Genomic DNA, 26,526 nt, shown 5'->3' with positions numbered 1-26,526 from the left:
CGGATAGTAACCGCTGGGTATAAACACCCTTCCAACTGTAATCCGATCCGGATAGTAAGCGCTGAGCTCAAACCCCCTTCCGGGTTTACTGTTCCGGCTTTTCCTTGGCTAAGAATACTCGCATTTGCGCCTCAATATGACATCATGTGATAAAGATGTGCAGGCTAGCGTTTCATCGCTACAATACCCCTATGGGTTGGTGGAAAAAAAAATTGCGCGCCCGGGCAAAAAAACGCGCGTGGACAAAAAAACGCATTGCGAAGTGGCTTGCTGTGGGAACTTCTTTGGTTCCTGTTGGCGCAGCCCTTTCCGTCATAGCAATTGACGAAATGCGCAAACGCCGCACCCCCACCATTGATTCCTACCCGCATCTTCCACCTCAGGACGTCGAGCTCAACTCAGATTCCACCACGATTTACACGGGTGCGGAAAGCCTCTACAAGGCAATGCTTGAGGATATTCGCTCGGCGAAAGATTACATTTATTTCGAGTGGTTTATTATGAAGGCCGACGACGTAGGGCAAACTTTCCGCGACGCCCTCTTTGAAGCGGCCGCTCGGGGCGTTCAGGTTCATGTTCTTATTGACACCTGGGGAAATCTTCTCAACCAGCCCATTTCTTTCCGTCACCCCCAGCCTCAACCAAATCTTCACTGGATGAATTTCCCTCTCGTACGTACGGGTATTTTTACGGGACGCACGCGAGATAAGGGACGTGACCACCGGAAGGTCCTCGTCGTCGATGGAAAAATTGGGTATGTGGGTGGCTACAATATTGGTCGTTTATATATTCACGAGTGGCGGGACACCCATATTCGGCTGGAAGGTCCAAGCGCATGGGAGCTCGACACCGCGTTTGTGGACATGTGGAATAACTACCGGAAGAAAAATCATCCTGTCTTGCATCGAAATACGCAATATAATTGGGATTCTGCGGTGCGTGCGGTAACGAATGCGCCTTCGCAAAATGTGTATCCGATTGCTTCACTATATATGGACGCGCTTGGGCGTGCCTCGAAGCGGGCGTGGATTACCATGGGGTATTTCATTCCGGAAGAACCAATGATGATGGCGTTAACAAACGCTGCCGAACGCGGGGTTGATGTTCGGATCCTCATTCCAGAATATTCGAATCATATTTATACGGACTGGGTGGCGCGCACGCACTATGAGCGCCTATTGCGTAGCGGTGTGCGAATTTTCTTGTATCAAAACGCTATGATTCACGCGAAAACTATGACGATGGATGGGCAGTGGTCAACTGTTGGAACAGCGAATATTGATCGTTTGAGTTTGCGTGGTAATTTCGAAATTAATATGTCGATTTATCACCGTGGTTTCGCAGATGTGATGGATAAGATTTTCGAGTTCGATTTGAAAAATTCGCGGGAACTTGACCTTGAAGAATGGAAGCAACGCGGGCGTTTGGCGCGCTTTACGGAAACGGTGTTGCAACCTTTCGCCCCGCTTCTGTAACGCCACCTCTCTACTTTTTTCTAATGTTTTCTCCCGTTTTTCAATAGGTGCTCATCTTTTCGTGCATTTTCTAGTTGTACGACGATACAGCACCCCCACATAATGTGGCTGAAAATACGATATTCCATTAGCTATGCAGTACACGGCTAGAAACACAAGGCGAAGAATAAGGCACCCCAAAGCCCTAAACAGCATACGGACATGAGCAACGGTGAAATCTCGTACTTATTTAACCGGGAATAATTCCGGTGCGTAAAAGTTCTTCAAATTGGACTTCGTCAAGGATGGGTATACCCAGCTTTTCGGCTTTTTGTAGCTTGGAACCAGCCTTCTCTCCCGCAACAACAAGTGTTGTGCTTTTACTGACCGAAGAACGCGATTTCCCGCCATACATACGGATAGTTTCGCCCACGCCGTCGCGCGTGTAGTTCTCTAGAGAACCCGTAGCAACAATGGACATTCCCGCCAGAGTTTGAGGAACCGTTTCGCGAGCGCCCACACCGGTTAAACCGGCCTGCGTGACATCTGCGTTCGCGCCGGGCGCGCCATGAGCGCCGTGCACGCCAGAAACATCAAGTACGCTACCGCCTTCTTCTGCTGGCACATCACTAAAGGTAACGCCCGCTTTCTGCCATTGTGCAATAATGTCCTCGTGCCAGTCCTCGTCGAACCACTCTTTAATCGATGTGGCAATAACGCTACTGATTCCTTCTATTGCGCCGAGGTCTTCCACGCTCGCGTTGCGGATGTAGTCGAGGCTGGAATATTCGTCAGCTAAACTGCGTGCCACGGTATGGCCAACATGGCGTATAGATAGCGCAACAAGTTTTCGCCACAGCGGTTGCGTTTTTGCTCGGTTGAGGTTCTCCAAAAATGCGCGGGTATTTAACGTTGGGGCTATTTCCTCATTTTTTTGCGAAGACGTCGTCCACGCTACACGCGCATACTTGTATCCTTGTGCCACGACGATTCCGCCAGACTTCTGCGTAAAGGGCGACCATGAAAAGACGTCGCGTAGGGATTCTTCTGTCACGTCAAACAACGCGGCTTCCGTTTCAAGAAGCGGCTTTTGCGGGCTGGGTATACCCAGCTGTTCGCAGATTTTTTCAGGAATAATAGCTTGGCTGTCAACAATGCCGCCGTCGTCATCAATAATTCCGCAGTCTATCGCTTGTTCGGTTGTTAAGCGGAGACGACGAAAACCGCGTCCGTTATCATCGGGAAGGAAAAGTACGCCACCTGTTGCGAGTGCCATGAGGGCATCGCGCCGGTTTGCGTCCGGATTGGACAGCATGAGCGCGGTTTTTTCACCCATCCCGTCCACGTCAAGCGCCTTGCGTGAACCAATGTGGGTGATGCGTTCGACGAGCTGTGCAGGGCAGGATTTTTGATTGGGGCAACGGTAATCCAGGTCTTTTTCCTGGGCTGGCGCAAGCTGCGTTCCGCACGCGGGGCACGCCTTAGGCATATGCCAGACGCGCTGCATTCCATCACGCTTATCCACAACTGGCTCAACGATTTGGGGAATAATATCCCCGGCTTTGTGAAGAATAACGATGTCGTTAATCATGAGGTTTTTGCGTTGAATTTCGAACTGGTTGTGAAGGGTTGCCCGCTGGATTTCGCTACCGTCCACAAAAACGGGTTCCAATACGGCGTAGGGTGTTGCGCGCCCGGTTCGCCCTATTCCCACCTGAATATCGAGAAGCCTTGTTTCCACTTTTTCCGGTGGATATTTGAAAGCAACAGCCCAGCGTGGCACACGCGAGGTGTATCCGAGTTTTTCCTGATCTTCTCGGTTGTTGACTTTAATAACCGATCCGTCCGTCCCGTATTCGAGGTCTTTCCTCTTCTCCCCTATTTTTTCGACGAAATCGCGTATTTCTTCCCATGTGGTGACGTCCTGGGTGTAGGGGGAAACGGGCATACCCCACTCACGGCATTGCCGATAGAAACCTTCTTGGGTTCCAAGGTGTTTGGCTAGTTCATCACTGACCCCGCTAAGCGCCCCGATTCCGTGAGCGATAAAAGATAGTGGACGTTGCCCGGTAACTCGGGGGTCTTTTTGACGCAGGGATCCGGCAGCCGCATTGCGGGGGTTAGCGAATGTGCGGATGCTTGAGATCTCGCCAAGCACACTTTTTGCTTTTGCGCGAAGTTCCTTTAATTCTTCCGAGATGGCGCCTTTCTTAGCTTTCATCTCTTCTCGTCTTTCTTTGCGCGCCTGATATTCCTCAAGTGGCATTTCTTTTTTAGCGCGTTTGTCTTTGCGTCGTTCCTCGTCAATATCTTCAATATCGCTCTGGAGTTTCTCGATACGTGAATGGAGTTGATGGAGCTGATCTTCTAAATCTGCCTTTATCTTTTTTTGCCCTTCGTTAAAAGGCTTAAATTCTTTGAGTGGCATAAACACTTCACCGCGAATTTCCACAACTTCCGGGATTGTGGAACCGGAAAGATTTTGAGGAATAACGCTAATATAGGCAACATTTGCGGTAACGTCCTCGCCGGTTACCCCATCGCCTCGCGTGGCCGCAACATCTAAATGCCCGTTCACATATCGAAGATTTAACGCCAATCCATCGATTTTTGCTTCCGCAGTGTAAACGGCGCCTTGCCCAACCTGCCGGGCAACACCGTCGTACCAGTCCCGTAATTCGTCGTAGGAAAAAACGTCTTGGAGAGAATAAAGGCGTTCAATATGTTCGACGGCTTTAGCGTTCGGGTCAATAGGCGCACCAACCGTGTGAGTGGGTGAATCTTTGGCCTCGAACTCGGGGAAACGCGCTTCAATGGCGCTCAATTCGTGGCGAAGTTTGTCGTATTCGTTATCGTCTATACCGTACTCTGCCGTATTGGTGTACAAAAGTTGAGCGGTGCGTATTTGTGGCGTTAACTCGTCGACGCGCTTGCGGGCGTGTTCTTTCGAATATGTAGAGACGATATTCTTGTATCGCGCGGCAAGATCATGGTGATTCACTTCCTCTTTTTTCGCGTCCGTAGAATTATCTTGCCCAGTATTGCCTACAATCTGCCCACTAACGTCTACAATCTGCCCACTAACGTCGTCGAAAGAAAATAGGGTACCTGAAACTGAAGATTTATCACTCACGCCATCTATTGTCTCATATAGATTTTCGACGGTGTCCATAGCGTGAGGCGATGTTGACATGTAGGAATGAGAAAATTGCTCAATGTCACACGGCTACTACCTTTACCTTAGGGGCATTCTCTGCAAATATTGATAATCTGCCTAAAGCTGATTAATGGAGGAAGTTTAATGGATTGGCGTACACGCGCAGAATGTCTCAGTGAGGATCCCGAGCTGTTTTTTCCGGTGGGAAGCTCTGCGGCGGCAATCAAACAAACTGAACGCGCAAAAAGTATCTGCCGTTCCTGCACTGTTGTGCACCAGTGCCTTTCTTACGCACTCGAAAACGGACAAGATTCTGGCGTGTGGGGCGGACGCTCCGAAGATGAACGTAAAAAAATGCGTCGCAAAAAGACAATTATTCACCCCATTACTAACAGCGCAGTGGTGTAATTGAGTTTCACGGGCTAGTGGTGAGTGCGCTAGTCGTTAGTGCGCTAGTCGTTAGTATCGTCGTAATAATTTAAATCGATAACGACATCCACACGGGTTCCGCCCTCTTCGCGTTTACTCCATGAAATTTGCCCGTGCAGTTCCCCTTCAACAAGGGTATGAATAATTTTCGTTCCCAAACCGGAAGTCGTGTTGGAGTCGGGGAACCCAACACCGTTATCTTCGACGGACATACGCAAAATATTTCCCTCACGGTGAGCTTTCACCCACACATTTCCACCATGCGGGACTCCGTGCTCCACGGCATTGGATACGAGCTCATTCACTACCATAGCAAGGCGGGTAGCTACGTCCGCACCCATTTTTCCAAAATCGCCTTCGATGCTACTTTGGACATTCGCCCCCGTTGTTGCGATATCCGTCGCCATAGAGACAATTATTGAGATAACCTTTGAAAATTCAACGTTTTCGTCAATGGATTCGGATAAAATTTGGTGTACGACGGCAATGGTTTCCACGCGGCGCTGCGCCTCGGAAATAACCTCGATTGCCACCTTATCTTTTGTGCGCCGTGCCTGCATACGAAGTAGCGCAGAAACCGTTTGCAAATTATTCTTGACGCGGTGATTAATTTCGCGAATAATGGCGTCTTTACTCACCAGCTCCAGCTCGCGTCTCCAAATTTCTGTAATATCGCGGGAAAGAATCACGGCTCCCTGGCGTTTGCCATCTTTCGTTAACGGTACAGAGCGTAACGAAATAACAGCTCCGTGAAGTTCAAGTTCTGTTACGCACGAAGCTCTTCCCATAAGGACGACGGGAAGGGCGTCGTCGAGCACCGTCGTCGCGTCAATACTTGAGGTGATACGCTCCGCAAGTAACTGTCCCTCAAACGTTGCGCGAATCCCTAAACGGTGGAAGTTTGATACGGCGTTTGGGCTGGAAAACAGCACGGCACCTTCGGCGTCGATATGAGTAAACCCGTCTGTAACGCGCGGAACACCGTGCCGCAAACCGCCGGGTGTTCCCTCCAAGGGGAACTCGCCCGTCGTAACCATGCCGAATAGCAAATCTTCAATTTCTTGGTAGCTCGGGTGACGGAGCACAGTTTCTTTGCGACTACGTTGCGAATAAACCGCGCACATCACCGCAATCACGCCACCTTCGGGGCAACGCACCGGGTAGCCGTCGTAACGTAGAGCCTGGATTTTAGTTGTGTCAGTTTTCCCGGTTTCCATAATGCGATGGAAAAACTTTGAGGTTTCGGGATCGAACACAAGGTTGACAACATCGTTATCTAAAGCTGTGGAATTTGTTGCTGGACGGCAGGCCGCCACAATAATAAAACGCCCCTCGCGTTCCGGTACAGCAAGAATAAGATCAGCAAAGGAAAAATCTGATATAAGTTGCCAATCTCCGACCAGGTGATGAATATGTTCGCGACTACGTGTTTCAAGTTGCGATGAACGTTCCAGCATGTTGCTCAATGAAGGCATGTTTAAAGGCTACACTGCCACACGCTTTTCGTACACATAATATTAGATTTCCTGTGTGCGGTTCTAACAGACGTATCTGGTTGCGCGGCAATGCTAAATCATCCGGTTCCGGCGTTAAAAATGGTAATCGGCGGCCCTTAACTCTAATCTTCCGGTTCCCACATAAAAACTAGAAATCAGTCACCCATTAAAACTCATATTCGCAGGAAACTAAGTCGAACCTAGAAAGCCAGCACAATACCTAGAATTTAGGGAACCCAACACAATATCCAGAGTTTAGGGAACCTTGCACAATATCTAGAAATAAGGGAACCCAACACAATATCTCGAGGTAACAAGGAGCCTCACCGTTAACATTCGGACAGTTTTTCATACAATGTTCTAGCTGATGTAAACTTTTCCGGGTATAGACGGGCACGTTTACTGAATAACTTACATCAGATTCGTTCCCCACACTTCCTAAAGCATTTCGGGGATGGCGCTATACCAATAACGCTCCCTCCTCAACATTCACAAGGGAATTTATGACTTCTACAAGGACAACAGCGGATTCGAACGGGAAACCGAAAACCGATCTCCACCGGAATTTGACCTCCGGGCAAATCGGCATGATTGCTTTATCTGGCGCGTTGGGAACCGGGCTGTTCCTCGGTTCGGGCGCAACGGTTGCATTGGCCGGACCTGCCACTATTCTCTCCTACGCGCTTGCCGGTTTGCTTGCGCTCGGGGTTGTGTGGGCAGTTGCGGAAATGGTTACCACCCATCCTCTTCCCGGCGGACACGGAACAGTTACCGCATCGTATGTTGGAAAACTCGGTGGCTTTCTTGGTCGCTGGAATTTGACGGTTACAGCATGTGTGGCAATGGGCGCAGAAGTGACGGCTTCGGCAACCTATCTTCAACGTTGGTTGCCCTGGCTTGATCGCGGTACAGGCACTGTTCTGTGCGCACTTTTCATTATTATTTTGAATCTTGCTGCCGTGAACTTCTATGGTTTTTCCGAATACTGGTTCTCCATGATTAAAGTCGTAGCAATTACCGTCTTTATTTTGTTGGGTGTTGTCATGATTACTGTGGGGCTCCCCGGAAAAGAAGCGACGGGAGTTCACAACCTCGTCGATTACGGCGGTTTCGCTCCTTACGGCGTTGTTGGTATTTTGGCAGCAACCTGTATGGCAACCTTCTCCTTCGGCGGTATTGAACACGTGAGCGTTACCGCTGCAGAATCCGGGAACCCGACGAAGGATTTCCCCCGCGCAGCCCACACAATGATTTGGCGTCTCCTTATTTTCTATATTGGTGCCATTAGCGTTATCGTCATGATTCAACCGTGGACGGTAACTGCCGAACCTATCCACGATATTTCCCACAGTCCTTTCGTAAAGGCCCTGGATGCCGCGCATGTTCCTTACGCCGGCGATATTATGAATGCAGTTCTTTTAGTTGCGGCTCTTTCCGCAGCAAATGGTTGCCTGTATGCCGCTTCTCGCATGATTCATTCTCTCGGGGAATCCGGAATGGCTCCACGTTTTGCCGCACACACATCCCATAATGGTGCTCCACGTAACGCTGTTGCACTGGCGTCTATCGGCATGCTTATTGCCTGCGTTTTAGCTATCGTTTCACCAGAATCAGCTTTCGCCTATCTGTTTGGCTGTGCGACCGTTGGCATTTTGACAACTTGGACCATTATTATGGTCAGCCATCTTGCCTTCCGGCGCCGTCGTAAAGAACTCGGACTTCCCGAGGCGATGCCAAAGCTATGGGGCGCCCCGTACACAAATATTGCGGTTATTTTGGGATGCTTTGGAATTATGTGTGGCCTGTGGTGGTTGCTGCCGGTTGCCTGGTATGCCGGCGTTCCTTACATCGCGATTTTGTTTATTTCCTACGCGATTCTTCACCGTTTCGGGCATATGGATACGCCAAAGGATTTGGCAATGGAAGAAAAACTCGCATTAGAGAGTGCAACAGCCGATACTGTAGATGAAGGACAAGCTACGGACACTGTGGCCAAAGGACAATAAAGAGTTGAGGGTAAGTAATGAATTTTTCGGACAGTTACGGGGTTGCCACGCCCGCGCAGAAGGTTCTCGACGCACTCATTTCTCCTCAACTCATGGAAAAGCGTATGAAGGAGCTGTCTGTCCCCAGCTATAGCTTCACGCAGTCGGATAATGAATTGATTCTTCATTTTGAGATTCCCACGGATAAACTGCCGGCAATGGCAACGAAACTTCTTGCGGATAACACCGACCTTGATATTCCGTTCCTTCGTGAGGGTTCTCGTGTGGTGAGTGATATTAATCCCCCGAAACTTCCCGGTTCTGCGCGTATTGTGATGGATGTTTGTTGCGACGACGAAAACTCGTCCACCGTGACCGTGAGCGGATATGTGAAAGTTGGCATTCCATTCTTCGGGAAGAAGGTCGAACAACTGATTGTCGAACATGTTGGGAAAGTAATCTCCCTCGATGCCGACATCGTGCGTAGCATCGTTACCGATACTGAGGATTAACCCGCCGGGCGAGGCAAACCCCAAGCACACAGAAAAAAATCAACAACGCTACACTCTCCCCGCCGGGGCGCCACGGCACAGTCGCCCCGCCCCGGCGCTACAACGTGCCCCTCACGCTCCTGCCCAACGTCGCTCATAGAATATTTCGGGAGCGTCTAATATTTCGGAAGCGCTGGCAGAAGAAAAACGGTACAATCACTGGGAAGGTTTAGACCGGAAGGAAGCCCATGATTAACCGTCAGTACGAAGATTTACTTGCCGATGTTCTCGAAAATGGTGCGCACAAAGGCGATCGCACCGGCACAGGAACACTATCCGTGTTCGGGCGCCAACTTCGCTACGATCTACAAAAAGAAGGTTTTCCGCGCATTACGACGAAATTCGTCGCCATGAAATCCATTAAGGGCGAGCTTCTTTGGTTCTTGAAGGGTTCCACCAATATTCGTTGGCTCCAGGAGCAGGGCATCACGATTTGGGATGAATGGTCCGACGAGAATGGCGACTTGGGGCCGGTTTACGGTTATCAGTGGCGTAGCTGGCCCACCCCCGACGGCCAACACATTGACCAAATTGCGCGCGTTATTGAGGAGTTGAAAACAAACCCGGATTCGCGTCGCATTATTGTCTCGGCATGGAATGTTGCGGATTTGGATAATATGGCGCTTCAACCCTGCCACGCTTTCTTCCAGTTCTATGTGGCGGACGGAAAACTTTCCTGCCAGCTCTATCAGCGTAGCGCCGATCTTTTCCTTGGCGTTCCCTTCAATATCGCCTCGTATTCTCTGCTCACCCACATGGTTGCCCAGCAGGTCGGCTTGGATGTTGGCGAATTCGTGTGGACGGGCGGGGACTGCCACATTTACATGAACCACATTGAACAGGTAAAGGAACAGATCAGTCGCGAACCCTACCCCTTCCCCACCCTTGAATTGCGCAAGGCTCCGTCGATTTTCGATTATCAGATGGACGATATTTCGGCAACGAAAGGCTACCAGCACCACCCCAAGCTCAGCGCTCCCGTGGCTGTCTAAAGCACACAACGCAGGAAAGGACTCCCATGCTTCTTGGAACGATTTGGGCGCAAGGACATAATCGCGGGATTGCGGTCGGGCACAAGTTACCGTGGCGTATCCCCGAAGATTTCCGTTTTTTTAAGGAAACCGTGAGTAACTGTCCCGTTCTTATGGGGCGCGTGACGTGGGAGGCGTGTGGGCGCAAACCCCTCCCCGGTTGCGATACATATGTTGTAACACGTAACGAAAACTACGAGACTCCCGGGGCAACGCGCTGCTCGACACTCGATGAAGCGCTAGGAAAATTGCGGGAAACACAGGCACCGATCGCCTGGATTTTAGGTGGCGCACACATCTATGCTGAAACCCAAAAATATTGTGACATCTGCGTCATCACCCACGTCGATATGACCCCGGACAACGCGGATGTTTTCGCTCCACAGCTCGACAAGGATTGGGAAACGTGGGCACGCAGCCCACAAACAGGTTCCTGGCACACCTCAACAAACGGAATCCGCTACCGTTATGAAGTCCTCACGCGCCCCGGAACCGCGGTGCCGCGCGGGGTTTTGCCTACTGTCCCGGATGCGTCATTTTTTAATACCCTCTAGCGCCCACCCATTCGTCGTTTTCGGATACTCATCCTTCACAAGCTACTCAAAATAGCAACACGCGAATAAAACAAACAGATTTTTTTATTCGCCCGGATGCGTCATTTCTTCAAAATCCACCCACTCGTCGAATTCTTGAGAGGTAACGTAACCGCTTTGCACGGCTGCGTCTTTCAACGGTAACTCTTTTTCTTCCGCAAGTTTCGCTATGGATGCGGCCGCATCATACCCAATATGTGGGGTGAGAGCGGTGACGTTCATTAACGAATTACGTAAGTGCTCCTCAATAATTTCCTTGTGCGGGGCGAGTCCTTCTACGCAATGCGTACGGAAAGAATCCATGCCTTCCGCCAATAATGTGAGGGATTCCAGCACATTCCACACCATAACTGGTTTATATACATTCAACTGGAAATTCCCCTGGCTTCCCGCGAAAGCCACCGTCGTATCATTTCCCATCACTTGTGCGCACACCATGGTGAGCGCCTCGCACTGGGTGGGATTCACTTTGCCGGGCATAATCGAGGATCCCGGCTCGTTTTCGGGAATAATCATTTCGGACATTCCTGCGCGAGGCCCGGATGCGTACCAGCGAATATCATTCGCGATTTTCACAAGCGCCACCGCTAGGGTACGTAACGCTGCGGAAAAGGCCACAACGGAATCGTGGGAGGCGAGGGCCGCGACGAGATCGTCGGCCTGCCAAAATTCAATCCCCGTTTCTTTGCTGATGTTTTCAGCGGTAAGACGCCCAAAATCCGGGTGTGTATTCAACCCGGTTCCCACAGCTGTTCCGCCAATTGCCAGCTGATGGAGAGGAAGTTCTTCGCGGCGTATTCCCGTCAGGGCGTGGCGAAGCTGAGATGCCCAACTGGAAACAACCTGATCAAAACGAATCGGCGTGGCATCCTCTAAATGGGTGCGGCCAACCATAACAATATCGGGGTAACGTGCAGCAATGGAGTCAAAACTGGCGATAAGCGATTCCAGGGAGGGATAAAGAATACGCCTTACTTCCTCCACAATAGCGACGTACATCGCTGTTGGGAAGGTATCGTTCGATGATTGGCCACGATTAACGTGATCATTGGGGTGAACGGGATGTTTTCCACCCCGCTCTCCACGAAGAATTTCGTTAGCCCGGCTAGCAATAACCTCATTCGCGTTCATATTCGACTGCGTTCCGGAACCCGTTTGGAAAATAACGAGAGGGAATTCTTGCGTGTGCTTCCCGTCAATAACTTCCTGGGCGACCTCCGAAATTACAGATGCTATAGGGGCAGGCAGGATACCGAGGGCCTGGTTCGCGAGTGCCGCGCTTTTCTTTAACACGCCCAGTGCGCGAATAACCGGGGTAGGCATGAGGAAAAGTGTGCGTCCAATGTTGAAATTGTTAATGGATCTTTGTGTTTGGGCACCCCAGTAATGCTCTGCAGGAACCTCGATTGCGCCCATGGAATCGTATTCTGTGCGTGTTGTCATACTCTCAAGGGTAGCCTGAACCGGTGGATAATTTCTGGCATGAGGTTGACACCACGGTAGAATGTTTTTACGACGACATAGAGCTGTTGCGTACGTAGTACACGTACATGTGTTGCCGATGCGCGCCTGGCATCTTTAAGGTTGGCATTATCGGTAAGATGTCTGGGCGTGATCATTACGGATAAGACACACTCATTCAGAGTAGTGTGTGTTAGCGTGTATGGAATGCTCACCCAACATGCACGGCAATGGTTTTTAAGGTTCTGCGCTATTTTGGCAACATGTTAGTAGGTCAGATTTTTCTGTACGGAGGGAAAGTTTTATGGCACGTTTTTCGGGAGCGGCAAGGCCTGACGGCAACGCCACTACCCCGTCAGAAAATACCTCGACTCAGCCGTCGTCATCTTCTCCTTCCCACCAGGCATCCCAGGAATCCCAAGCAACTCAGGCGCCCAAGGCAACTCGTTCACGTCGAGTAGCTCGCTCTGCGTCGAAAAAACGAGCGCGTGAATCGGGTTCACTTGAGCAAGAGAAAAACGCACCCGGAACGCTTAGAACTACGGAACCTACAGAAGCTACAGAACTTACAAAACCTACCCGGGGGCATCGAAACGCAACACCCAACCAAGATTCAAGCACGCACCGAGAACGACTAGGAACCCACCTGCAAGAATCAACACATCACGCTCCTCACCACCCCTCTGGAAGTAGAGTTGCTGAACGCTATCAGAAAAGGCGCGGGCACGCATTAGATAATTCGACACATTCTGCGCTTCTCGACGAACTTGCGGAACTTCGCAACAAACATGAAACAGAAGTGCGCGAAAAAACTAAACTCACCGAAGAGAAAACCCGGCTAGAGAATGAAAAATCTCGTCTGGAAACCGAACTTGCCCAGGCACGTGATTCAATCACCGAATTGGAGACCACAACAACCCACCTCAATGGGGAACTTTCCCGGCTCCAAAATGAAATCACAACCCACGATAACACTATGATGTACAATTCCGGTCAAATAAAAGCCTTAGAATTGAGCGAAATACGCCATCAGGAGGCGACAAAACGTTCAGCCCAGCTGTTGATGCAGGTACGAATGTTAGAAAATAAGTTGACGGAATCGCGCCGTACCGTCGCCGATATGCAACGGGAGAATAATCGGCTCGCTGCAAACAACACTTTGGATACGGCAACGGCCACCTCTACTCTCAAGGCAAGCCACACCCGCGAACTGTCGGCTCTCAACGAGCGCTACCATGAAGCACTCAAAGATGCGGATAAATTACGAGAAGATATTGCCAAAATCCGTGAAAACAACCAAAAACAGCGAGATGTGGAGGATAGGCTTCGGAAGAAACTCCTCACGCAGTATGGAATTAGTGGCGTGTGCGCAATGCTTGCCGTCGTCTGTGGAATTATCGCTGTTATTTTGTAGAAGGATAACGAGGGCCACACATATTAATCCTTCCGAAATCGCCACAAACGTAAGATTCCTCACTCATATGTTTCACCACTCCAGACGTACAATTAATCCGGAAAATCGTGCGAATACGAAATAGCACCACACACGAAAATCGAAAACTAAACCCACAATCGAAACCGTAAAACAAAACCCGAAAACAAAACTAGCCCCACACTTACTGAGAGAACACGCACTGGAACCGCACATGGACATGCGCACATATCGAACACGCCGGCTTATGCTCACCTCAGCCAGCTTCGTTATTTTTTGCATTGGTGGCGTCAGCACCCTATCCGTGATTTTGCCAGAATTTGCCGATATGCATGGATGGGAGCAAACGCATCTCATGTGGGTCTATCCCACGTTACAAATTTTTTTGATGTTGGGTGGCGTCGTTTCGGGAAAACTCATCGAAAAATACGCTATTTCGCGGGTTATGGTGGCTTCCGGCATTATTTTTGCCACCGCCTGGATTATTGCGCCTTTTCTCACTTCTCTCCCACTGTTTTATGTTGTTTTTTGTACGCTTGCGGGTCTGGGAGCCGGCCTTGCCTACAGTCCCTGCCTGGCAAATGCCCAAAAATGGTATCCGGATAAAGGCGGGATTGTTAACGGCATCCTTGCGACTATCAATAATCTATCCATTGCCGCAATTTCCATGGGATTAGCTTCGGTGCTCATTCCGTTTTTTGGCTCCTCCACCGCCAGTATCGTCACCGGCGTAACCTATTTACTGCTCATGGGCGGGGTAGGTGGTTTTTTGCGAACGCCTCCTGATTCTTGGCGTCCTGCGGGGTACATGAATCCGAGCGACGCTAACTCCAGCGCTTCGCGTGGCATATACGGCGACCTCACCTCGCGAGAAATGCTACGGACACGTCGCTTCTATCTCATGTTTGCTATTATGGCTTTCGCTTGCGTTTCGGGCGCAACTCTTTTGGGTGCTTCCGCTAGCATTGCGCGCACTCAACTCTTCACAAATCCTGATTCTGAGCTCGCACAGTCTTTTGGCGGTTTTGCTGTTGCCGCCACAACGATTGGTGCAGCTGTGGGCAGTTTTATTATCGGTATTTTTTATGACAGGTACGGCGGGCACCGTTCACTTCTCTTGATTCTGTGCACCACTCTCGTCGCCCTTCTTGTCATGTCACAAAGTTTCACTCCTCTACCCTTTTTCACCGCAGCGGCATTTTTAGGGCTCTGTTTCGGAGGAATTTTCACGATTTATCCGCCATTTCTCGGGCATCTTTACGGCAGAACACACCTGGGGAGCAATTGGGCAATCATGTATCTCGCCTACACTATATCAACGTGGCTCACCGCTCCCCTGCTTTCTATTCTTCGTCGCGACGAGGAGGGGCAAGAAACCTATACCCTAACTTTTTACGGTGCCACTATCATCACCACCGCTGGGCTTCTTCTCACTGTTGTTCTCATGCTTGCCGTGCGAATCCGCCACGCTCTGCGAACGCTTCGGCGCCTTCTGCGTTTGGAAAACCTTGCCCAGAACCTCGCTTTACGCAGTATCGCGACGCAGGCCAAAGATAACGACACTTCCACAGGCCCCAAGAAACGTCTACGTTCCTACCTGCATGCTTTACATACCAAAAAATTAACCCCGCGTAAAAAGAATCGCGAGCCGTAAACCACTATTTTCGTCGTCGTTTTTTACCGATCCAGGTAATCGAATCGTCTTTTTTATCCAACCAGGAAATATTTTCGCTCGAATTTTTTGCGTTTTTTGTGCCTCCCCACATGTAGGCATGTTCGAGACCGAAACCGTCGATGGCGAAGCGGGTTGTCCGCGCAATATGTGAATCTTCCTCAAGGAACGATTCTCCCTCGTTGAAAACTTCGATGCGGTGTTGAGCCTGCAGGGAACGCCAATGCTGATATTGTTTGACGGAACGCGGAGTGTAGACTGCAGGGTCGGGAAGTTTACGAACCCATTTACGCCATGCGTAGGGCCACACCACACAAATGCAGCCCACCAGGGAACCTAAAATTGTTTCCACGATTCTTTCAAAGATGAAGGCTCCTTCGTGAAGCTCCACCCCGAAAGCGTCGGATGCAAGAATGAAGGACATCATGGCGACGGGTGCAACGAACATCTGCCCTATCGCATAGTTTCGTGCCATGAATGATTCCGCAACCATCTGTGATAGCCCGATAATAAAAATCATCGCCCAATGATCGTGGACGAAATACACGAGGGCAGCTATAAGGAAAGTTCCGGCAAATGTTCCGATAATTCGCTGGAATCCGCGGTTAATGCGAAAACGGGTTGAATGTCCCATAAGCGGAACGACGGCAGAAACCATTGCCCAATGAGGACGTTGCAAACCTAAAGGTTGCGCAATCTGGGTGGCAATTAGTCCGGCAATAGCGGCGGCGATAAAAAACCACAGGGATTCGTAGAAGAGAACGCGGTGTGGCGGAAGAGGCTTGCGTTCCACGCGCGCAATGAGTGGGGAACGACGCGCCTTGCGGGAAAAGAAACGTGAAGAAACCCCGATGACGAGGGCGAAAAGCATGGTGTAGATTGAAGCGAAGGCTGCGTCTTCTACCGGCGGCATTTTAGGAGTTGCAACAATCGAGGCAAACGCGAAAATATGAAACATGCACCCGGTTGGCCGCAACTGCATATAGCCGGCGGCAAGGGAGGAGAAAAACGCAACGACCGCTGTTGCAAGGACTACCATCACGGACAGTGGAAGCGAAGGAACTCCTAGAACGCCTTCATGACTACCTATTTCATGCATTTTTTCTTCGACTGCAGGATCGTAAACCCAGGTGGCGAACCACATTGCAGCCATCATTACGGCAAACATGAGAACACCGGCAAGAGCCTGCATAGGGAATCGAACCTTGTGCGCCATATTTTTCCCGTATACCGCAATAAACGCAGAATATGTTGTAAAGAGTGCAAGATCCATGCGCCCCATTGCCCACACCACTGCGATGGGCACCATCATGCAAATCCCGAAGCGTAACCCAACTTCATGGTCGCGATTATTGGGTTTGATAGTAAAAAGCGACGGGAAGGGGTTAATCTCGGAGACTTTAACCTTTGTCAAAGGAATAGTGGCGGACACTTCAACTTTCTTTACATCATGAGCTACGATGTTTCGCCAACCTGCAAGATTCTATACCTGCGGGTAAGGGCTTTTTCGATTCTATTAATTTTACCAATCCAGCAGGCGTAAGACTATGGTGTGCAATACTGTTGGTTCGTGGTTTCCCCATAGTGGCCTCACTGTTACACGCATTGCTGAACTGTGCTGTATTCTCTGCTTTTTGTGTACAACGTCTATGATCTGTTGGTTTTTCCACGGGACTACTTTACCCAAATGCGCAGGCAATGCAAGAGTACATAGGTTTATGCCGATTTTAGGCGTAGTCCCCGTTTTTCCAGAGTCGCACTTCCCCGGCTTCGATGGATGCTGGGACGTCGATAATGCGCTGGTTGCGTGAACCTCGGAAGGCGAGGTCGTGGTAGAACTGTTCTTGAATGAAGGGGCCATCCACAAGTACGTCAATATTGGCGAGGAGCATACGTTTATCCGGGGTTTCTGCCATGAGTTGCTCCCAGGTGTAGCCTGTCCAGCTCCAAATTGTGCGGGTGTTTCCAAATTTTTCGCGAAATGCGCGAACCAGCGGTAACAGAACGGGTGTGTTCAAAAAAGGTTCTCCGCCTACCAAAGACAGCCCGTGTACGTAGCTGTTTGCGCAATCTTTCAAAATGCGTTCTTGGAGTTCTTCCGTGTACGGTTCGCCGTAGCGGAAATTTTGCGACGCGACATTGTAGCATCCTGGGCAGTGGAAGGGGCAGCCAGAGACGTAAATCGAACAGCGTACGCCTTCTCCGTCCACCATAACAAAGGGCTTGTAATCGGCGACGTACATTTGGGAAAGTTTTCGACCGTCCCATGCTCCCGGCTTTCGTGGTTGACGCACTCCGAGCGTTTGTGCTTTTTTGGGGACGACGACGCCATCTGCACCCTCGCCGCAGGGTGTTGATATATCTGGTTTTTCATCCCAGGTGTCGGGCATAATCCAGCTATCGGGAATGTTTTTCCATACGCCAGCGGGCATCGTCACTGAATTTTGGCGTGTGTAAACCGCGGGGCGGCTGCGTGGTGACGCAACCGCCCCGGAGTTGAGCATGTTAATCTGCTTCAATGTCCCACCTAGGCTGTTGGACCGTCCATGTGCTTCACGCGGGACACGATTTCTTCGTGGCGTCCATGAACCATGGGGCGCTTCTGGGGGTTACCCAGGTAGCCACAGGTACGCTTGACAACATCACAGGTGTCTGGATCCGTGTTACCGCATCCCGGGCATTTGAATCCGTCAGCCGTGGGCGCAAAATCGCCGTTAAAGCCACATTCGTAGCACTGATCGATTGGCGTGTTTGTCCCAAGATAGGCCACCCTATCGTACGCATAATCCCAGACGGCTTCGAGAGCTTGCGTATTGTGTGTGAGCTTGGGGTATTCACAGTAGTGAATGAACCCACCCTTGGCGTAATTCGGATAGACGGCTTCAAAATCAATCTTTTCGAAAGGCGTAATCTTCTTACGCACATCGTAGTGGTAGGAGTTCGTGTAGTAATCCTTGGCTGTAATATCCGGGATGCTTCCGAACTTCTGGCGATCCATGCGGCAGAAACGATCCGTTAAGGATTCGGATGGTGTGGAGTAGACAGAGAACCACCAGGGGTATTCTTTCTTCCACTGATCGGCATATTCTGCCATGCGCTTGACGATTTCGATTGTGAAGTCTTTGGCTTCCTTATTGGTTTCCCAATTTGGTCCGTAGAACACGGTTGCCACTTCATACAAACCGATGTAGCCGATGGAGAGCGTGGAGCGCTGCTTGTTGAAGAACTGCTTGACTTCAGTTTCTTCATCATCTGCACGCATTCCGAAAGCTCCGTAACGGTACAGAATCGGCGCATTTTCCGGGCTTGCGTCTTCGCAGCGATGGGCACGGAACACAAGGGCTTCCTTCACAACCTGCATACGTTCGTCGAAAATCTTCCAGAAACGGTTCTTGTCTCCACGTGACTGGATAGCGATACGAGGAATGTTGAGGGTAACGACGCCAAGGTTGTTACGCCCAGCGTTCACAGCTTCCCCGGTTTCCGGATCAGTCCACTTGGGAAGGAAGGAACGGCAACCCATGGGAACCTTGTAGTCTCCTTCAATTTCGCAGAGGCGATCGTAGGAGAGGACATCCGGGTACATACGCTTTGTGGAGCATTCGAGGGCGAGTTGCTTAATGTCGTAGTTGGGATCGTTCTTTTCGAGGTTTACGCCACGGCGAAGTCCGAATACGAGCTTGGGGAAGATCGCGGTGTGCTGATCTTTACCAATACCCTTAATGCGAATTTTCAAGATGCACTTTTGGATTTCGCGTTCGAAACGATCCAAGCCCAATCCGAATCCGAGGGTGACGAAGGGAGTTTGCCCATTGGAAGAATACAGGGTGTTGATTTCGTATTCGAGGGACTGCATGGCATCGTAGATGTCTTTTTTCGTCTTTGTCCATGCGTAATCTTCGCGACGTTCTTCGGCAACCCACTCGCGAGCATCTTCCATGTGCTTCTTGTAGTTGAGGCGCGCGTAGGGCGCAAGAACTTCGTCGGTACGGTCAACGGAGCATCCGCCGTACTGGCTGGAGGCAACATTGGCAATAATTTGCGCGATTTGCGCGGTTGCCGTGTTGATGGATCGCGGGGATTCGACGCGGGCGTTCCCAATCTGGAAACCATCACGCAACATGCTTTCAATATCAATAAGGCAACAGTTTGTCATGGGCTGGAAGGGGTTGTAATCCAAATCGTGGAAGTGGATATCGCCCTTCAGGTGCGCATTGGCAACAGCTTCAGGAAGAAGGTGCTTGAGCGAGTATGCCTTAGCAACTGCGCCTGCCGTCAAATCGCGTTGCGTGTTGAAAACTGTAGAATCTTTGTTCGCATTTTCATTGACGACGGTGGAGTCGCGTGACATGAGCTTGTCGAGAGCATTGTTCACGTCCATTGCCTGAGCGCGAGCGGTGTCGCGATCGTGGCGGTATTCAATATAGGCACGAGCAACTTCTGGATAGCGCGAAGCCATGAGGACGTTTTCTACTTCGCGTTGAATTGAAGGAACGTCGAGGCGGGTAACGTCGAGGCGTTCAACAACGGCACGGGTGGCTTCTTCGGCAAAATCGCGATCTTCAATACCTTGGCTGTTTAACGCCAAAACGATAGCGCGGTAGATTTTTCCCGCGTCAAAGCTGACGGAACGGCCATCTCGCTTGGTAACACTCGCTGTTACCGCAGTGGACAATTCTTTCAACATCTTGTATACCTTTCGTTTTTTGAACACTACATATAGTAGCTAACTGCCTTTCCGCCCGCCAGCTTATCGACACTCGGCGCGTCGTTTTTTCACAAATTCCATGCGCGACAGGTGTCTATTCGCCTATTTGCGCGAAATGCCCCATCATGTGATTTATGTCACTTTTCGCACGCCGTGTTACATTTTCCAGCCACCGAATTTTTGTGCTACTCACCCACCCCCCCCATAACCACCCCCGTCCGCGCACTTAAAAATTCGCTACAACCTTTTATTTTTCACCATTTTCCCAGTTTTCTATATATTTTTTCCCATAAAAATCCCGCTATGCACAAACCCTGACACGCTCAACAAACATTGGTAAAAAGTCCCGAAAAACGCCGAAAAACTAATATTTTTACACTTTAGGAAAAACCCGTGTCGTAAACCGCTTATATTAACAGTTTATTTTTGCTAAAATTATTACCCGAACGGTTTTTTGAACAATTGATTTCTCTAGGAATTGTCATGTCAGGTGTGTACGTCCCCGCAGAACCCCCGCACATCCGCTTGGGTTTCCGTCGTCGAGCAAGAAAAACAGCGATATGGATAGCAATCCTTTTCGCCTCCCTTATCGTGACAATTGTCGCGGGAATCATTGCAGGTCCCGTCAAAATCCCGGTTGATGCATGCCTCAACGTTCTCGCACATCACCTTTTCGGAGCAGAACTCAAAGAAGCAAACGCCCTCCAAGTGAATTCCATCGTCTGGAACATCCGTGTTCCCCGCGTTTTCCTAGGGCTAGGAGTTGGTGCAGGCCTAGCATTAGGAGGCCTTGTCCTCCAAGCCGTCGTACGAAATATGCTCGGCGATCCCTACGTCCTCGGCATTAATTCCGGAGCAAGTTGCGGGGCGGCCGCCTCCATCCTCTTCGGCATCGGAGCCGGAATGGGTAACTACGCCCTCCAGGGCAGCGCCTTCGTTGGAGCCTTCGTCGCCTCCATCCTCGTTTTCTTCATCGCCCGCACGGCCGGACGCCTCACCTCTATACGCCTCCTCATGGCCGGCGTAGCCATCGGCTACGCACTCTCCGCAGTCACCAGCTTCCTCATCTTCGCCTCCGCCTCCGCAGAAGGCGCACGTTCTGTCATGTTCTGGCTCCTCGGCTCACTCGGATTAGCGCGCTGGGACGGATCTCTCGCAGTTGTCCTCATCGTTGTCCTCCTCGCCCTCATACTCCTTATTATTGTTGGCCCCCACATTGACGCTTTAACCGTTGGCGACGAAACCGCGCTCACCCTCGGTATTAACCCGGAACGTTTCCGCGCCATCCTCCTGGTTATTTCATGTCTTTTAGTTGGCGTCATTGTGTCCATGGCAGGATCCATTGGTTTCGTCGGACTCATCGTCCCCCATTTCGCTCGCAGAATGGTGGGTGGCGTCCACCGCCACGTCGTTCCCGTCGCCGCATTCATTGGCGCAATACTTCTTGTATGGGCAGACATATTGTCGCGCGTTCTTCTCTCCCCTCAAGAAATTCCGATTGGCATTATTACCGCCATGGTTGGTGCGCCATTCCTCCTTATCCTCGTTCGTCGCATGGGAACAGTGAAGGAGGCCTAAGAAAAGTTACGTCGTCGTAGCTTTCCCACCACGGAACGCCCACTCATCCATACTTGTCACACTGTTGTTACAACAATCAACAACCTCGAAGGAGAAATATGAAACACCTACGTAACATCGCAGCGGTAACTGCAACTGTCGCGTTAAGTATTTTCGGACTCTCAGCCTGCTCAGGCACAACGGGAGAATCCGCAAAATCTGACTCCGGAAAATCAGTTACCGTCGAAAACTGTAAACAAAAACTGACCTTCACGAAGGCACCTGAACGTGTTGTCCTTCTCAAGCCCGCCGCTATCACAACCCTTGATAAGCTCGGCGTGTTGGATAAGGTTGTCGCCAAGGCAGGTAAGTACCCCTCGGATCTGTACTCACCGGAACTTGCCAAGAAAGTCGCTGCCATCCCCACCATTACCGATAAGCTCGACCCTTCAGGGCACCTTGACATTTCCAAGGAAATGGTTATCGCCAAGAACCCCGATCTTGTGCTCGGATTCCAAAAGACTGTGAACGCCGAAACCATGGCGGGAACTGGCGTGAATATTGCTGAAGAACCGGCACTGTGCGGCGCGCTCACCGGAGATGCCACCTGGGACGATGTGTATAACCAGGTCACCTTCTACGGAAAGGTTTTCCATAAGGAAAAGGAAGCCGAAGCCTACATTAAGGAACTCAAGAAGGAACTTGAAGGCATTAAGATTCCATCCGTGAAGGACAAGAAGGTTGCCATTCTCTATCCGTCGATTGGCGGTGGCCCCATGTATGCATACGGGCGTGGATCTATGGCTTCCCCGCTGGTTGAAAAAGCCGGTTTGAAGAATGTTTACGACGATCAAAAGAAGCGCGTTTTCGAAGTAACGGGCGAAGATTTGGTTAACCGCAACCCGGATATTATTATTGCCGCCTACCTGCAGGGATCACCTGAAGAGATCGCCGCGGAAATCAAGAAACTTCCCGGTAGCGAATCTGTGAACGCCGTTCGCAACGGAAAAATCTTGACCCTTGAATTCCCCTACGTCGAACCGCCTACACCCATGGCTGTTGACGGTTTGAAGAAGATCATTACCTATCTGGAAAGCATCAAGTAAAGATGATTGAAGCTCGCGATATCCGCCACTCGTACGGGGATAATCTTATTCTCGACGGCATTGACATCACCTTGCCGAGCCACGGCATGGTCGCTCTTCTCGGCCCTAATGGTTCGGGGAAAACAACGCTTCTGCGTGCCCTGTATGGTTCTTTGAAGGCGAGTGGGGCTGTTCTCATTGATTCCGTTGCGTTGAACGATATTCCGCGTAAGGAATTAGCGAAAAAACTCGCTGTCGTTGTGCAGGAAAGCGCCTCGGAGTTGCCGATGACGGTGGCGGATGTCGTAGCTTTGGGGCGTTTGCCCCATAAAAAATTAACCCAGCGTTCCACGAAGGACGATAACGCCATTATTGCGAAAGCCATTATTCATATGGGTATTGAGCATTTGGCGGAACGGGATTATTCCCAGCTTTCTGGCGGGGAACGCCAGCGAACGTTGATTGCGCGGGCACTGGCTCAGGAATCGAAGTATATTCTTCTCGACGAGCCGACGAATCATTTGGATATTCGCTACCAGCACGAGGTGTTGCATCGTGTTGCGGAGCTCGATGGGGCCGCGATTTTGGTGTTGCACGATTTGAATCTCGCTGCCCGTTATTGCGACACTATCGTCGTTATGCACAACAAAAAAGTTCTTGCTGTGGGCACGCCACATGAGGTTTTCACACCAGAAATTCTTGAACCCGTGTACGGAGTGAAGGTGACACGTAATGATTACGGGGATCGCGTGAACCTTATTTTTGATCGCGAGGACTAAATATGGAGTCACATAAGGCTGACGTTTCTCGCTACTGGTCCGGGCGCGCTCATGCTTACGACGAAGCCCAACAGAAGGGAGAACGTTCACAGATCGAAAAAGAGCTGTGGAAAAAAGCGTTTTCTTTCCTTTCTCACGACGACGGCACACTGGTACATCGTGCTAGCAACGCAAAACCGGCGCTCCACACTACCGACGCGAAACAAGCGGTAGGTGGCAACGGCACAGCGACTGGACATAACGGTGATGGCACACCGGCTATACGCAAAAACCACGGCACAACGGCGCTACACTGCACGGATGCCACACCTGATTTGCGAGGTAGCGACGACGGAAAACAAGCGTTGCGCGTTCTTGACGTCGGGTGTGGTTCGGGTTATCTTTCACGAATTGTGGCGGGTTTTGGACACAATGTTGTGGGTCTTGATAGCTCACCTGGCATGTTGCGCGAAGCTGAGTCACATCACGTTCGTGGACTGCAAACCGTTCTTGGGGACGCGACCTGCCCTCCGGAGTCCCTGGGGAAATTTGATGTTATCGTGTCGCGGTATGTGATGTGGACATTGGAAGATCCCTATAGTGCCGTATGTGCCTGGAAGAAAATGCTTGATCCCCAAGGCTCTGGAATTATTGCCATTGCGGATGCTAATTGGTTTCCTAGCGGGGAAGGCCTTGAAGTCGATGTTGATTCTGAGGATGGCGAAAACGCTTTTATTGACACGTATGGGCATGGGTATGCCGAGCAATTACCCTTGGCGACCTTAGATAGCCCACAGCCCTATTTGGATATTTTTCAGCGTGCAGGCTTGCGTGCGCACTTAACGTGGCTTCCTGAGATTGACGAACTTGATCTGATCTGCGGTGTAAGCCGTGGGCATATGCCACGCAAACGCTTCCTTATTCGTGCATCCGTGACTGCGTGAACTAGCGCCCGCCTCAAGGGCTTCCGTTACCCGGCAAAGCCGTGCATCCGTGACTGCGTAACATGGCATGTGTGGGGGGGCGTCATCAACTGATGATGCCCCCACACGCCCGTATTGAACATGTGACATATCTTTTTATTAATTGTTCAGAGATCCCGCATTGACCACCGGTGTTGCATTGGAATCGGAGCAGAGAACAACAAGCAGGTTAGACACCATCGCCGCTTTTCGCTCTTCGTCAAGAACCACAACCTTGCCTTTTTCCAGGTGTTCCAGTGTGCCTTCAACCAATAGACACCGCGCCTTCCACGATGAGCTCGCGAGCGGCAATAACTGGCTCTTCCGATCTTTTTCTTTCCATCTTCTTAACACAGCCTTCCTGGCTTACGGTCGTGTTTTACGACGGGTGTTTTCGTGTTGTTGCGTTGCTTAATCACTTCAAGTTTTGTGTTGAACGCAGTTTTTATGTCATCTTGTGCTAGCATCCGTTGAGATACAGGGGTGAGGATAGTGACGAAAATCGGATAGAGACTATCTGGCACCGGCTCATACGAATACAAGTCTGGACCGGAAAGCATACTAGCATTATTCCATGTTATTTGATCTACACGAGAATAATCCAACGGCATTCCTGCATATGCTGCTACGTCCAACATAAAAACTTTGGAGGCCCGCCCATTTCCTTCGCGGAAAGGGTGAGCCTGATTAACATAAGCAAAGATGGTGGCAAGTTTTTCTGCAATAGCTGTGGTGCCCAACTGTTTCCATGGGGTTGATGTAACCATGGTATGCACATCATTCATATATGTTTCAGGACGGAAACCTGTTAACGACGCAAAGCATCCATGCCCTTTATATATATCAACGGTGCGTAAACACCCAGCCCATTCATACACATCCTGAAAAAGATAGTGGTGGATAGCTTTAAGATGTTCAAAATCGAATGTTTGAGGAATATAGACATCGTGGTTCTTAAGAAGAGTTTCACGCGTTTGTGTCAAAGTATATTCAGCAACAAGAAGTTGATCTGCATCATATATATCTAATTTGTTACGAAGAGTCTGAGTTCCTGGATAAAAATACGAGTTCCAGTTATCCACATATGTTACCGGGCAAAGACTTTATTTCGTTTAAAGTTTTTTACAGAAGTAAGAACGTCTGCCAACGTGAGTTCTCCTCGCGCAACGGAGGTAATTGTCTTAACATCATCATAGTTAGGTTCCCAGCCTTCATGCCAGGACGAGGCAAAGGTGTTCATAACATTGAATTTTTGTGACGGTGTAAGCCCGTAAAAAAGCTCGGGCCAACGCTTATCAATATCTAATTTTTCCACAGCAATTACCTCCTTTTCTTCACGACTATTTTACCAGAAAATGGCGTATTTATGCGGTTGTAAAAATTTTTGGGGAACGGAGATCAGAGTGTGCGCTCAACACGTGCGCACACATATATAAATTGCGGTATCGTCCGTTATTCTAACAGTGCAGGTAGTAGAAGCGTACGATTGAGAACACAATATAACGTTTTTACAACCATTAACACAATGTCATATATGTATTATTTAAACTCTGCATCATTGGTGTTAGCGTAACATCTCATAAGGGGAGGGCGCGATACTGGCAACATTAGCGATGGAGGTTGGCACGAAGAGTGGATGGGAAACGAACATTTTAGGTTGGTTTACTATCGACTGGTGGACTGTGTTGGTGATGGTTATGACCCTGGCTGGGCTAGGACTTGTTTTGTGCATTTTATTAGTAATTCTTAGCCTAGCTGGTGTTCCGATTGTGTTAATGTGGAACTTTTTTCGTTTAATTGCGGTTACACTTTTCAACATTGTTGTCTGGGTTTGTATTGGTTTATGGAAAGTGTTGCAGTGGATATGGAGGCTCTTCGGATGAATGTACTGAACCCTGAAAGTTGGACGTTTATTTGTTCAGTTTTTAGGGTTAGGGGTGTTATGCGTTCTGATAGTTCGTTGTCGGTGGAGCAGCGGGCGGTGGCTGTTGATTTGTTTGAGGCGGGCTATGGCTCTCGAGCCACAGCCAGAAAACTTGGTTTGCCATTTCGGCCGGTGAATTCGCTTTATGACAGGTGGGTTCTTCATGGGAAAATGGTGCTTGTGACACGTGATACGAAAGCTGTTTACTCGTGGGAGTTCAAGCGCTCGATTGTCGCTCGTTTCCTTGCTGGAGAGACTGCGAGGCAGCTCG

General features: G+C 50.1%; 22 protein-coding genes. 13 read left to right on the top strand and 9 right to left on the bottom strand.

Annotated features, from left to right (window positions below; genetic code table 11):
- The first annotated feature begins 191 nt into the window (after positions 1 to 191).
- Positions 192 to 1,475 (top strand): phospholipase D-like domain-containing protein, encoded by a 1,284-nt coding sequence (locus tag G445_RS0108085; RefSeq protein WP_022867027.1) that lies wholly within the window; start codon positions 192 to 194, stop codon positions 1,473 to 1,475.
- A 229-nt stretch (positions 1,476 to 1,704) separates the two neighbouring features.
- On the opposite strand, the gene G445_RS0108080 is transcribed toward G445_RS0108085, so the two are convergent.
- On the bottom strand, positions 1,705 to 4,647 hold the full coding sequence (locus G445_RS0108080) for an NAD-dependent DNA ligase LigA (RefSeq protein ID WP_084676537.1): 2,943 nt from the start codon (positions 4,645 to 4,647) through the stop codon (positions 1,705 to 1,707).
- A gap of 108 nt (positions 4,648 to 4,755) precedes the next feature.
- Here G445_RS0108080 and G445_RS10450 point away from each other — a divergent pair, with 108 nt between their 5' ends.
- Entirely contained in the window at positions 4,756 to 5,019 is a 264-nt protein-coding gene (locus tag G445_RS10450) for a WhiB family transcriptional regulator (protein ID WP_022867025.1), read from the top strand.
- Positions 5,020 to 5,063: 44 nt separating this feature from the next.
- Here the strand turns inward: G445_RS10450 and G445_RS0108070 are convergent, their stop codons facing one another.
- Complete coding sequence (locus G445_RS0108070; RefSeq protein WP_022867024.1) at positions 5,064 to 6,515, bottom strand: sensor histidine kinase; 1,452 nt, start codon at positions 6,513 to 6,515, stop codon at positions 5,064 to 5,066.
- Positions 6,516 to 7,039: 524 nt separating this feature from the next.
- Between G445_RS0108070 and G445_RS10445 the strand changes: the two genes are divergently transcribed.
- From G445_RS10445 to G445_RS10440, 4 genes are all read left to right on the top strand, one after another.
- The gene (locus G445_RS10445; protein ID WP_022867023.1) at positions 7,040 to 8,542 is read left to right on the top strand and encodes an amino acid permease; all 1,503 of its coding nucleotides are present in this window, start codon (positions 7,040 to 7,042) and stop codon (positions 8,540 to 8,542) included.
- 17 nt (positions 8,543 to 8,559) lie between these two features.
- Positions 8,560 to 9,033: a DUF2505 domain-containing protein gene (locus G445_RS0108060; protein WP_022867022.1), complete on the top strand. Its 474-nt coding sequence runs from the start codon at positions 8,560 to 8,562 to the stop codon at positions 9,031 to 9,033.
- Between the two features lie 227 nt (positions 9,034 to 9,260).
- Entirely contained in the window at positions 9,261 to 10,064 is an 804-nt protein-coding gene (locus tag G445_RS0108055) for a thymidylate synthase (RefSeq protein WP_022867021.1), read from the top strand.
- A 26-nt stretch (positions 10,065 to 10,090) separates the two neighbouring features.
- Complete coding sequence (locus tag G445_RS10440) at positions 10,091 to 10,657, top strand: dihydrofolate reductase (RefSeq protein WP_022867020.1); 567 nt, start codon at positions 10,091 to 10,093, stop codon at positions 10,655 to 10,657.
- Between the two features lie 84 nt (positions 10,658 to 10,741).
- Here the strand turns inward: G445_RS10440 and G445_RS0108045 are convergent, their stop codons facing one another.
- Entirely contained in the window at positions 10,742 to 12,139 is a 1,398-nt protein-coding gene (locus G445_RS0108045; RefSeq protein ID WP_022867019.1) for a class II fumarate hydratase, read from the bottom strand.
- A gap of 322 nt (positions 12,140 to 12,461) precedes the next feature.
- Here G445_RS0108045 and G445_RS0108040 point away from each other — a divergent pair, with 322 nt between their 5' ends.
- Together G445_RS0108040 and G445_RS0108035 are read left to right on the top strand one after the other, a co-directional pair.
- Positions 12,462 to 13,571, top strand: coding sequence for a coiled-coil domain-containing protein (locus G445_RS0108040; RefSeq protein ID WP_026421058.1), 1,110 nt, complete (start codon positions 12,462 to 12,464; stop codon positions 13,569 to 13,571).
- A 232-nt stretch (positions 13,572 to 13,803) separates the two neighbouring features.
- Entirely contained in the window at positions 13,804 to 15,243 is a 1,440-nt protein-coding gene (locus G445_RS0108035; RefSeq protein WP_022867018.1) for an MFS transporter, read from the top strand.
- A 4-nt stretch (positions 15,244 to 15,247) separates the two neighbouring features.
- Here the strand turns inward: G445_RS0108035 and G445_RS10435 are convergent, their stop codons facing one another.
- The 3 genes from G445_RS10435 to nrdD all read right to left on the bottom strand — a co-directional run bounded on the left by G445_RS10435 (position 15,248) and on the right by nrdD (position 19,948).
- Positions 15,248 to 16,675: an FUSC family protein gene (locus G445_RS10435; RefSeq protein ID WP_156825586.1), complete on the bottom strand. Its 1,428-nt coding sequence runs from the start codon at positions 16,673 to 16,675 to the stop codon at positions 15,248 to 15,250.
- A 313-nt stretch (positions 16,676 to 16,988) separates the two neighbouring features.
- Positions 16,989 to 17,780, bottom strand: a complete 792-nt coding sequence (gene nrdG, locus G445_RS0108025; protein WP_245855197.1) for an anaerobic ribonucleoside-triphosphate reductase activating protein — start codon at positions 17,778 to 17,780, stop codon at positions 16,989 to 16,991.
- An 8-nt stretch (positions 17,781 to 17,788) separates the two neighbouring features.
- Entirely contained in the window at positions 17,789 to 19,948 is a 2,160-nt protein-coding gene (gene nrdD / locus G445_RS0108020) for an anaerobic ribonucleoside-triphosphate reductase (RefSeq protein ID WP_022867015.1), read from the bottom strand.
- 504 nt (positions 19,949 to 20,452) lie between these two features.
- On the opposite strand from nrdD, the gene G445_RS0108015 reads away from it, so the two are divergent.
- From G445_RS0108015 to G445_RS10990, 4 genes are all read left to right on the top strand, one after another.
- Entirely contained in the window at positions 20,453 to 21,547 is a 1,095-nt protein-coding gene (locus G445_RS0108015; protein ID WP_022867014.1) for a FecCD family ABC transporter permease, read from the top strand.
- A 98-nt stretch (positions 21,548 to 21,645) separates the two neighbouring features.
- Positions 21,646 to 22,632: an ABC transporter substrate-binding protein gene (locus G445_RS10430; protein ID WP_022867013.1), complete on the top strand. Its 987-nt coding sequence runs from the start codon at positions 21,646 to 21,648 to the stop codon at positions 22,630 to 22,632.
- A gap of 2 nt (positions 22,633 to 22,634) precedes the next feature.
- Complete coding sequence (locus G445_RS0108005) at positions 22,635 to 23,390, top strand: ABC transporter ATP-binding protein (RefSeq protein WP_022867012.1); 756 nt, start codon at positions 22,635 to 22,637, stop codon at positions 23,388 to 23,390.
- A 2-nt stretch (positions 23,391 to 23,392) separates the two neighbouring features.
- On the top strand, positions 23,393 to 24,313 hold the full coding sequence (locus tag G445_RS10990; protein ID WP_022867011.1) for a class I SAM-dependent methyltransferase: 921 nt from the start codon (positions 23,393 to 23,395) through the stop codon (positions 24,311 to 24,313).
- 138 nt (positions 24,314 to 24,451) lie between these two features.
- On the opposite strand, the gene G445_RS11575 is transcribed toward G445_RS10990, so the two are convergent.
- From G445_RS11575 to G445_RS10415, 3 genes are all read right to left on the bottom strand, one after another.
- Complete coding sequence (locus tag G445_RS11575; protein WP_211210520.1) at positions 24,452 to 24,604, bottom strand: hypothetical protein; 153 nt, start codon at positions 24,602 to 24,604, stop codon at positions 24,452 to 24,454.
- A 74-nt stretch (positions 24,605 to 24,678) separates the two neighbouring features.
- Complete coding sequence (locus G445_RS10420) at positions 24,679 to 25,413, bottom strand: Fic/DOC family protein (RefSeq protein ID WP_051127044.1); 735 nt, start codon at positions 25,411 to 25,413, stop codon at positions 24,679 to 24,681.
- A gap of 5 nt (positions 25,414 to 25,418) precedes the next feature.
- Positions 25,419 to 25,646, bottom strand: a complete 228-nt coding sequence (locus G445_RS10415; RefSeq protein ID WP_040430983.1) for an antitoxin VbhA family protein — start codon at positions 25,644 to 25,646, stop codon at positions 25,419 to 25,421.
- A gap of 627 nt (positions 25,647 to 26,273) precedes the next feature.
- On the opposite strand from G445_RS10415, the gene G445_RS0107975 reads away from it, so the two are divergent.
- A partial coding sequence (locus G445_RS0107975; protein WP_026421053.1) for a hypothetical protein occupies positions 26,274 to 26,526 on the top strand: 253 nt, incomplete at its 3' end.

The sequence above is a fragment of the Actinotignum urinale DSM 15805 genome (genome assembly GCF_000420445.1).
Classification (GTDB): domain Bacteria; phylum Actinomycetota; class Actinomycetes; order Actinomycetales; family Actinomycetaceae; genus Actinotignum; species Actinotignum urinale.
The sequence above is the reverse complement of the archived record's forward strand: the minus strand, read 5'-3'. Positions and strand labels throughout refer to the sequence as shown.

Bases quoted from the DNA above. Each gene is read 5' to 3' on its own strand.
- G445_RS0108085 (WP_022867027.1), top strand. From the start codon at position 192: ATGGGTTGGTGGAAAAAAAAATTGCGCGCCCGGGCAAAAAAACGCGCG.
- G445_RS0108080 (WP_084676537.1), bottom strand. From the start codon at position 4,647: ATGTCAACATCGCCTCACGCTATGGACACCGTCGAAAATCTATATGAG.
- G445_RS10450 (WP_022867025.1), top strand. From the start codon at position 4,756: ATGGATTGGCGTACACGCGCAGAATGTCTCAGTGAGGATCCCGAGCTG.
- G445_RS0108070 (WP_022867024.1), bottom strand. From the start codon at position 6,515: ATGCCTTCATTGAGCAACATGCTGGAACGTTCATCGCAACTTGAAACA.
- G445_RS10445 (WP_022867023.1), top strand. From the start codon at position 7,040: ATGACTTCTACAAGGACAACAGCGGATTCGAACGGGAAACCGAAAACC.
- G445_RS0108060 (WP_022867022.1), top strand. From the start codon at position 8,560: ATGAATTTTTCGGACAGTTACGGGGTTGCCACGCCCGCGCAGAAGGTT.
- G445_RS0108055 (WP_022867021.1), top strand. From the start codon at position 9,261: ATGATTAACCGTCAGTACGAAGATTTACTTGCCGATGTTCTCGAAAAT.
- G445_RS10440 (WP_022867020.1), top strand. From the start codon at position 10,091: ATGCTTCTTGGAACGATTTGGGCGCAAGGACATAATCGCGGGATTGCG.
- G445_RS0108045 (WP_022867019.1), bottom strand. From the start codon at position 12,139: ATGACAACACGCACAGAATACGATTCCATGGGCGCAATCGAGGTTCCT.
- G445_RS0108040 (WP_026421058.1), top strand. From the start codon at position 12,462: ATGGCACGTTTTTCGGGAGCGGCAAGGCCTGACGGCAACGCCACTACC.
- G445_RS0108035 (WP_022867018.1), top strand. From the start codon at position 13,804: ATGGACATGCGCACATATCGAACACGCCGGCTTATGCTCACCTCAGCC.
- nrdD (WP_022867015.1), bottom strand. From the start codon at position 19,948: ATGTTGAAAGAATTGTCCACTGCGGTAACAGCGAGTGTTACCAAGCGA.
- G445_RS0108015 (WP_022867014.1), top strand. From the start codon at position 20,453: ATGTCAGGTGTGTACGTCCCCGCAGAACCCCCGCACATCCGCTTGGGT.
- G445_RS10430 (WP_022867013.1), top strand. From the start codon at position 21,646: ATGAAACACCTACGTAACATCGCAGCGGTAACTGCAACTGTCGCGTTA.
- G445_RS0108005 (WP_022867012.1), top strand. From the start codon at position 22,635: ATGATTGAAGCTCGCGATATCCGCCACTCGTACGGGGATAATCTTATT.
- G445_RS10990 (WP_022867011.1), top strand. From the start codon at position 23,393: ATGGAGTCACATAAGGCTGACGTTTCTCGCTACTGGTCCGGGCGCGCT.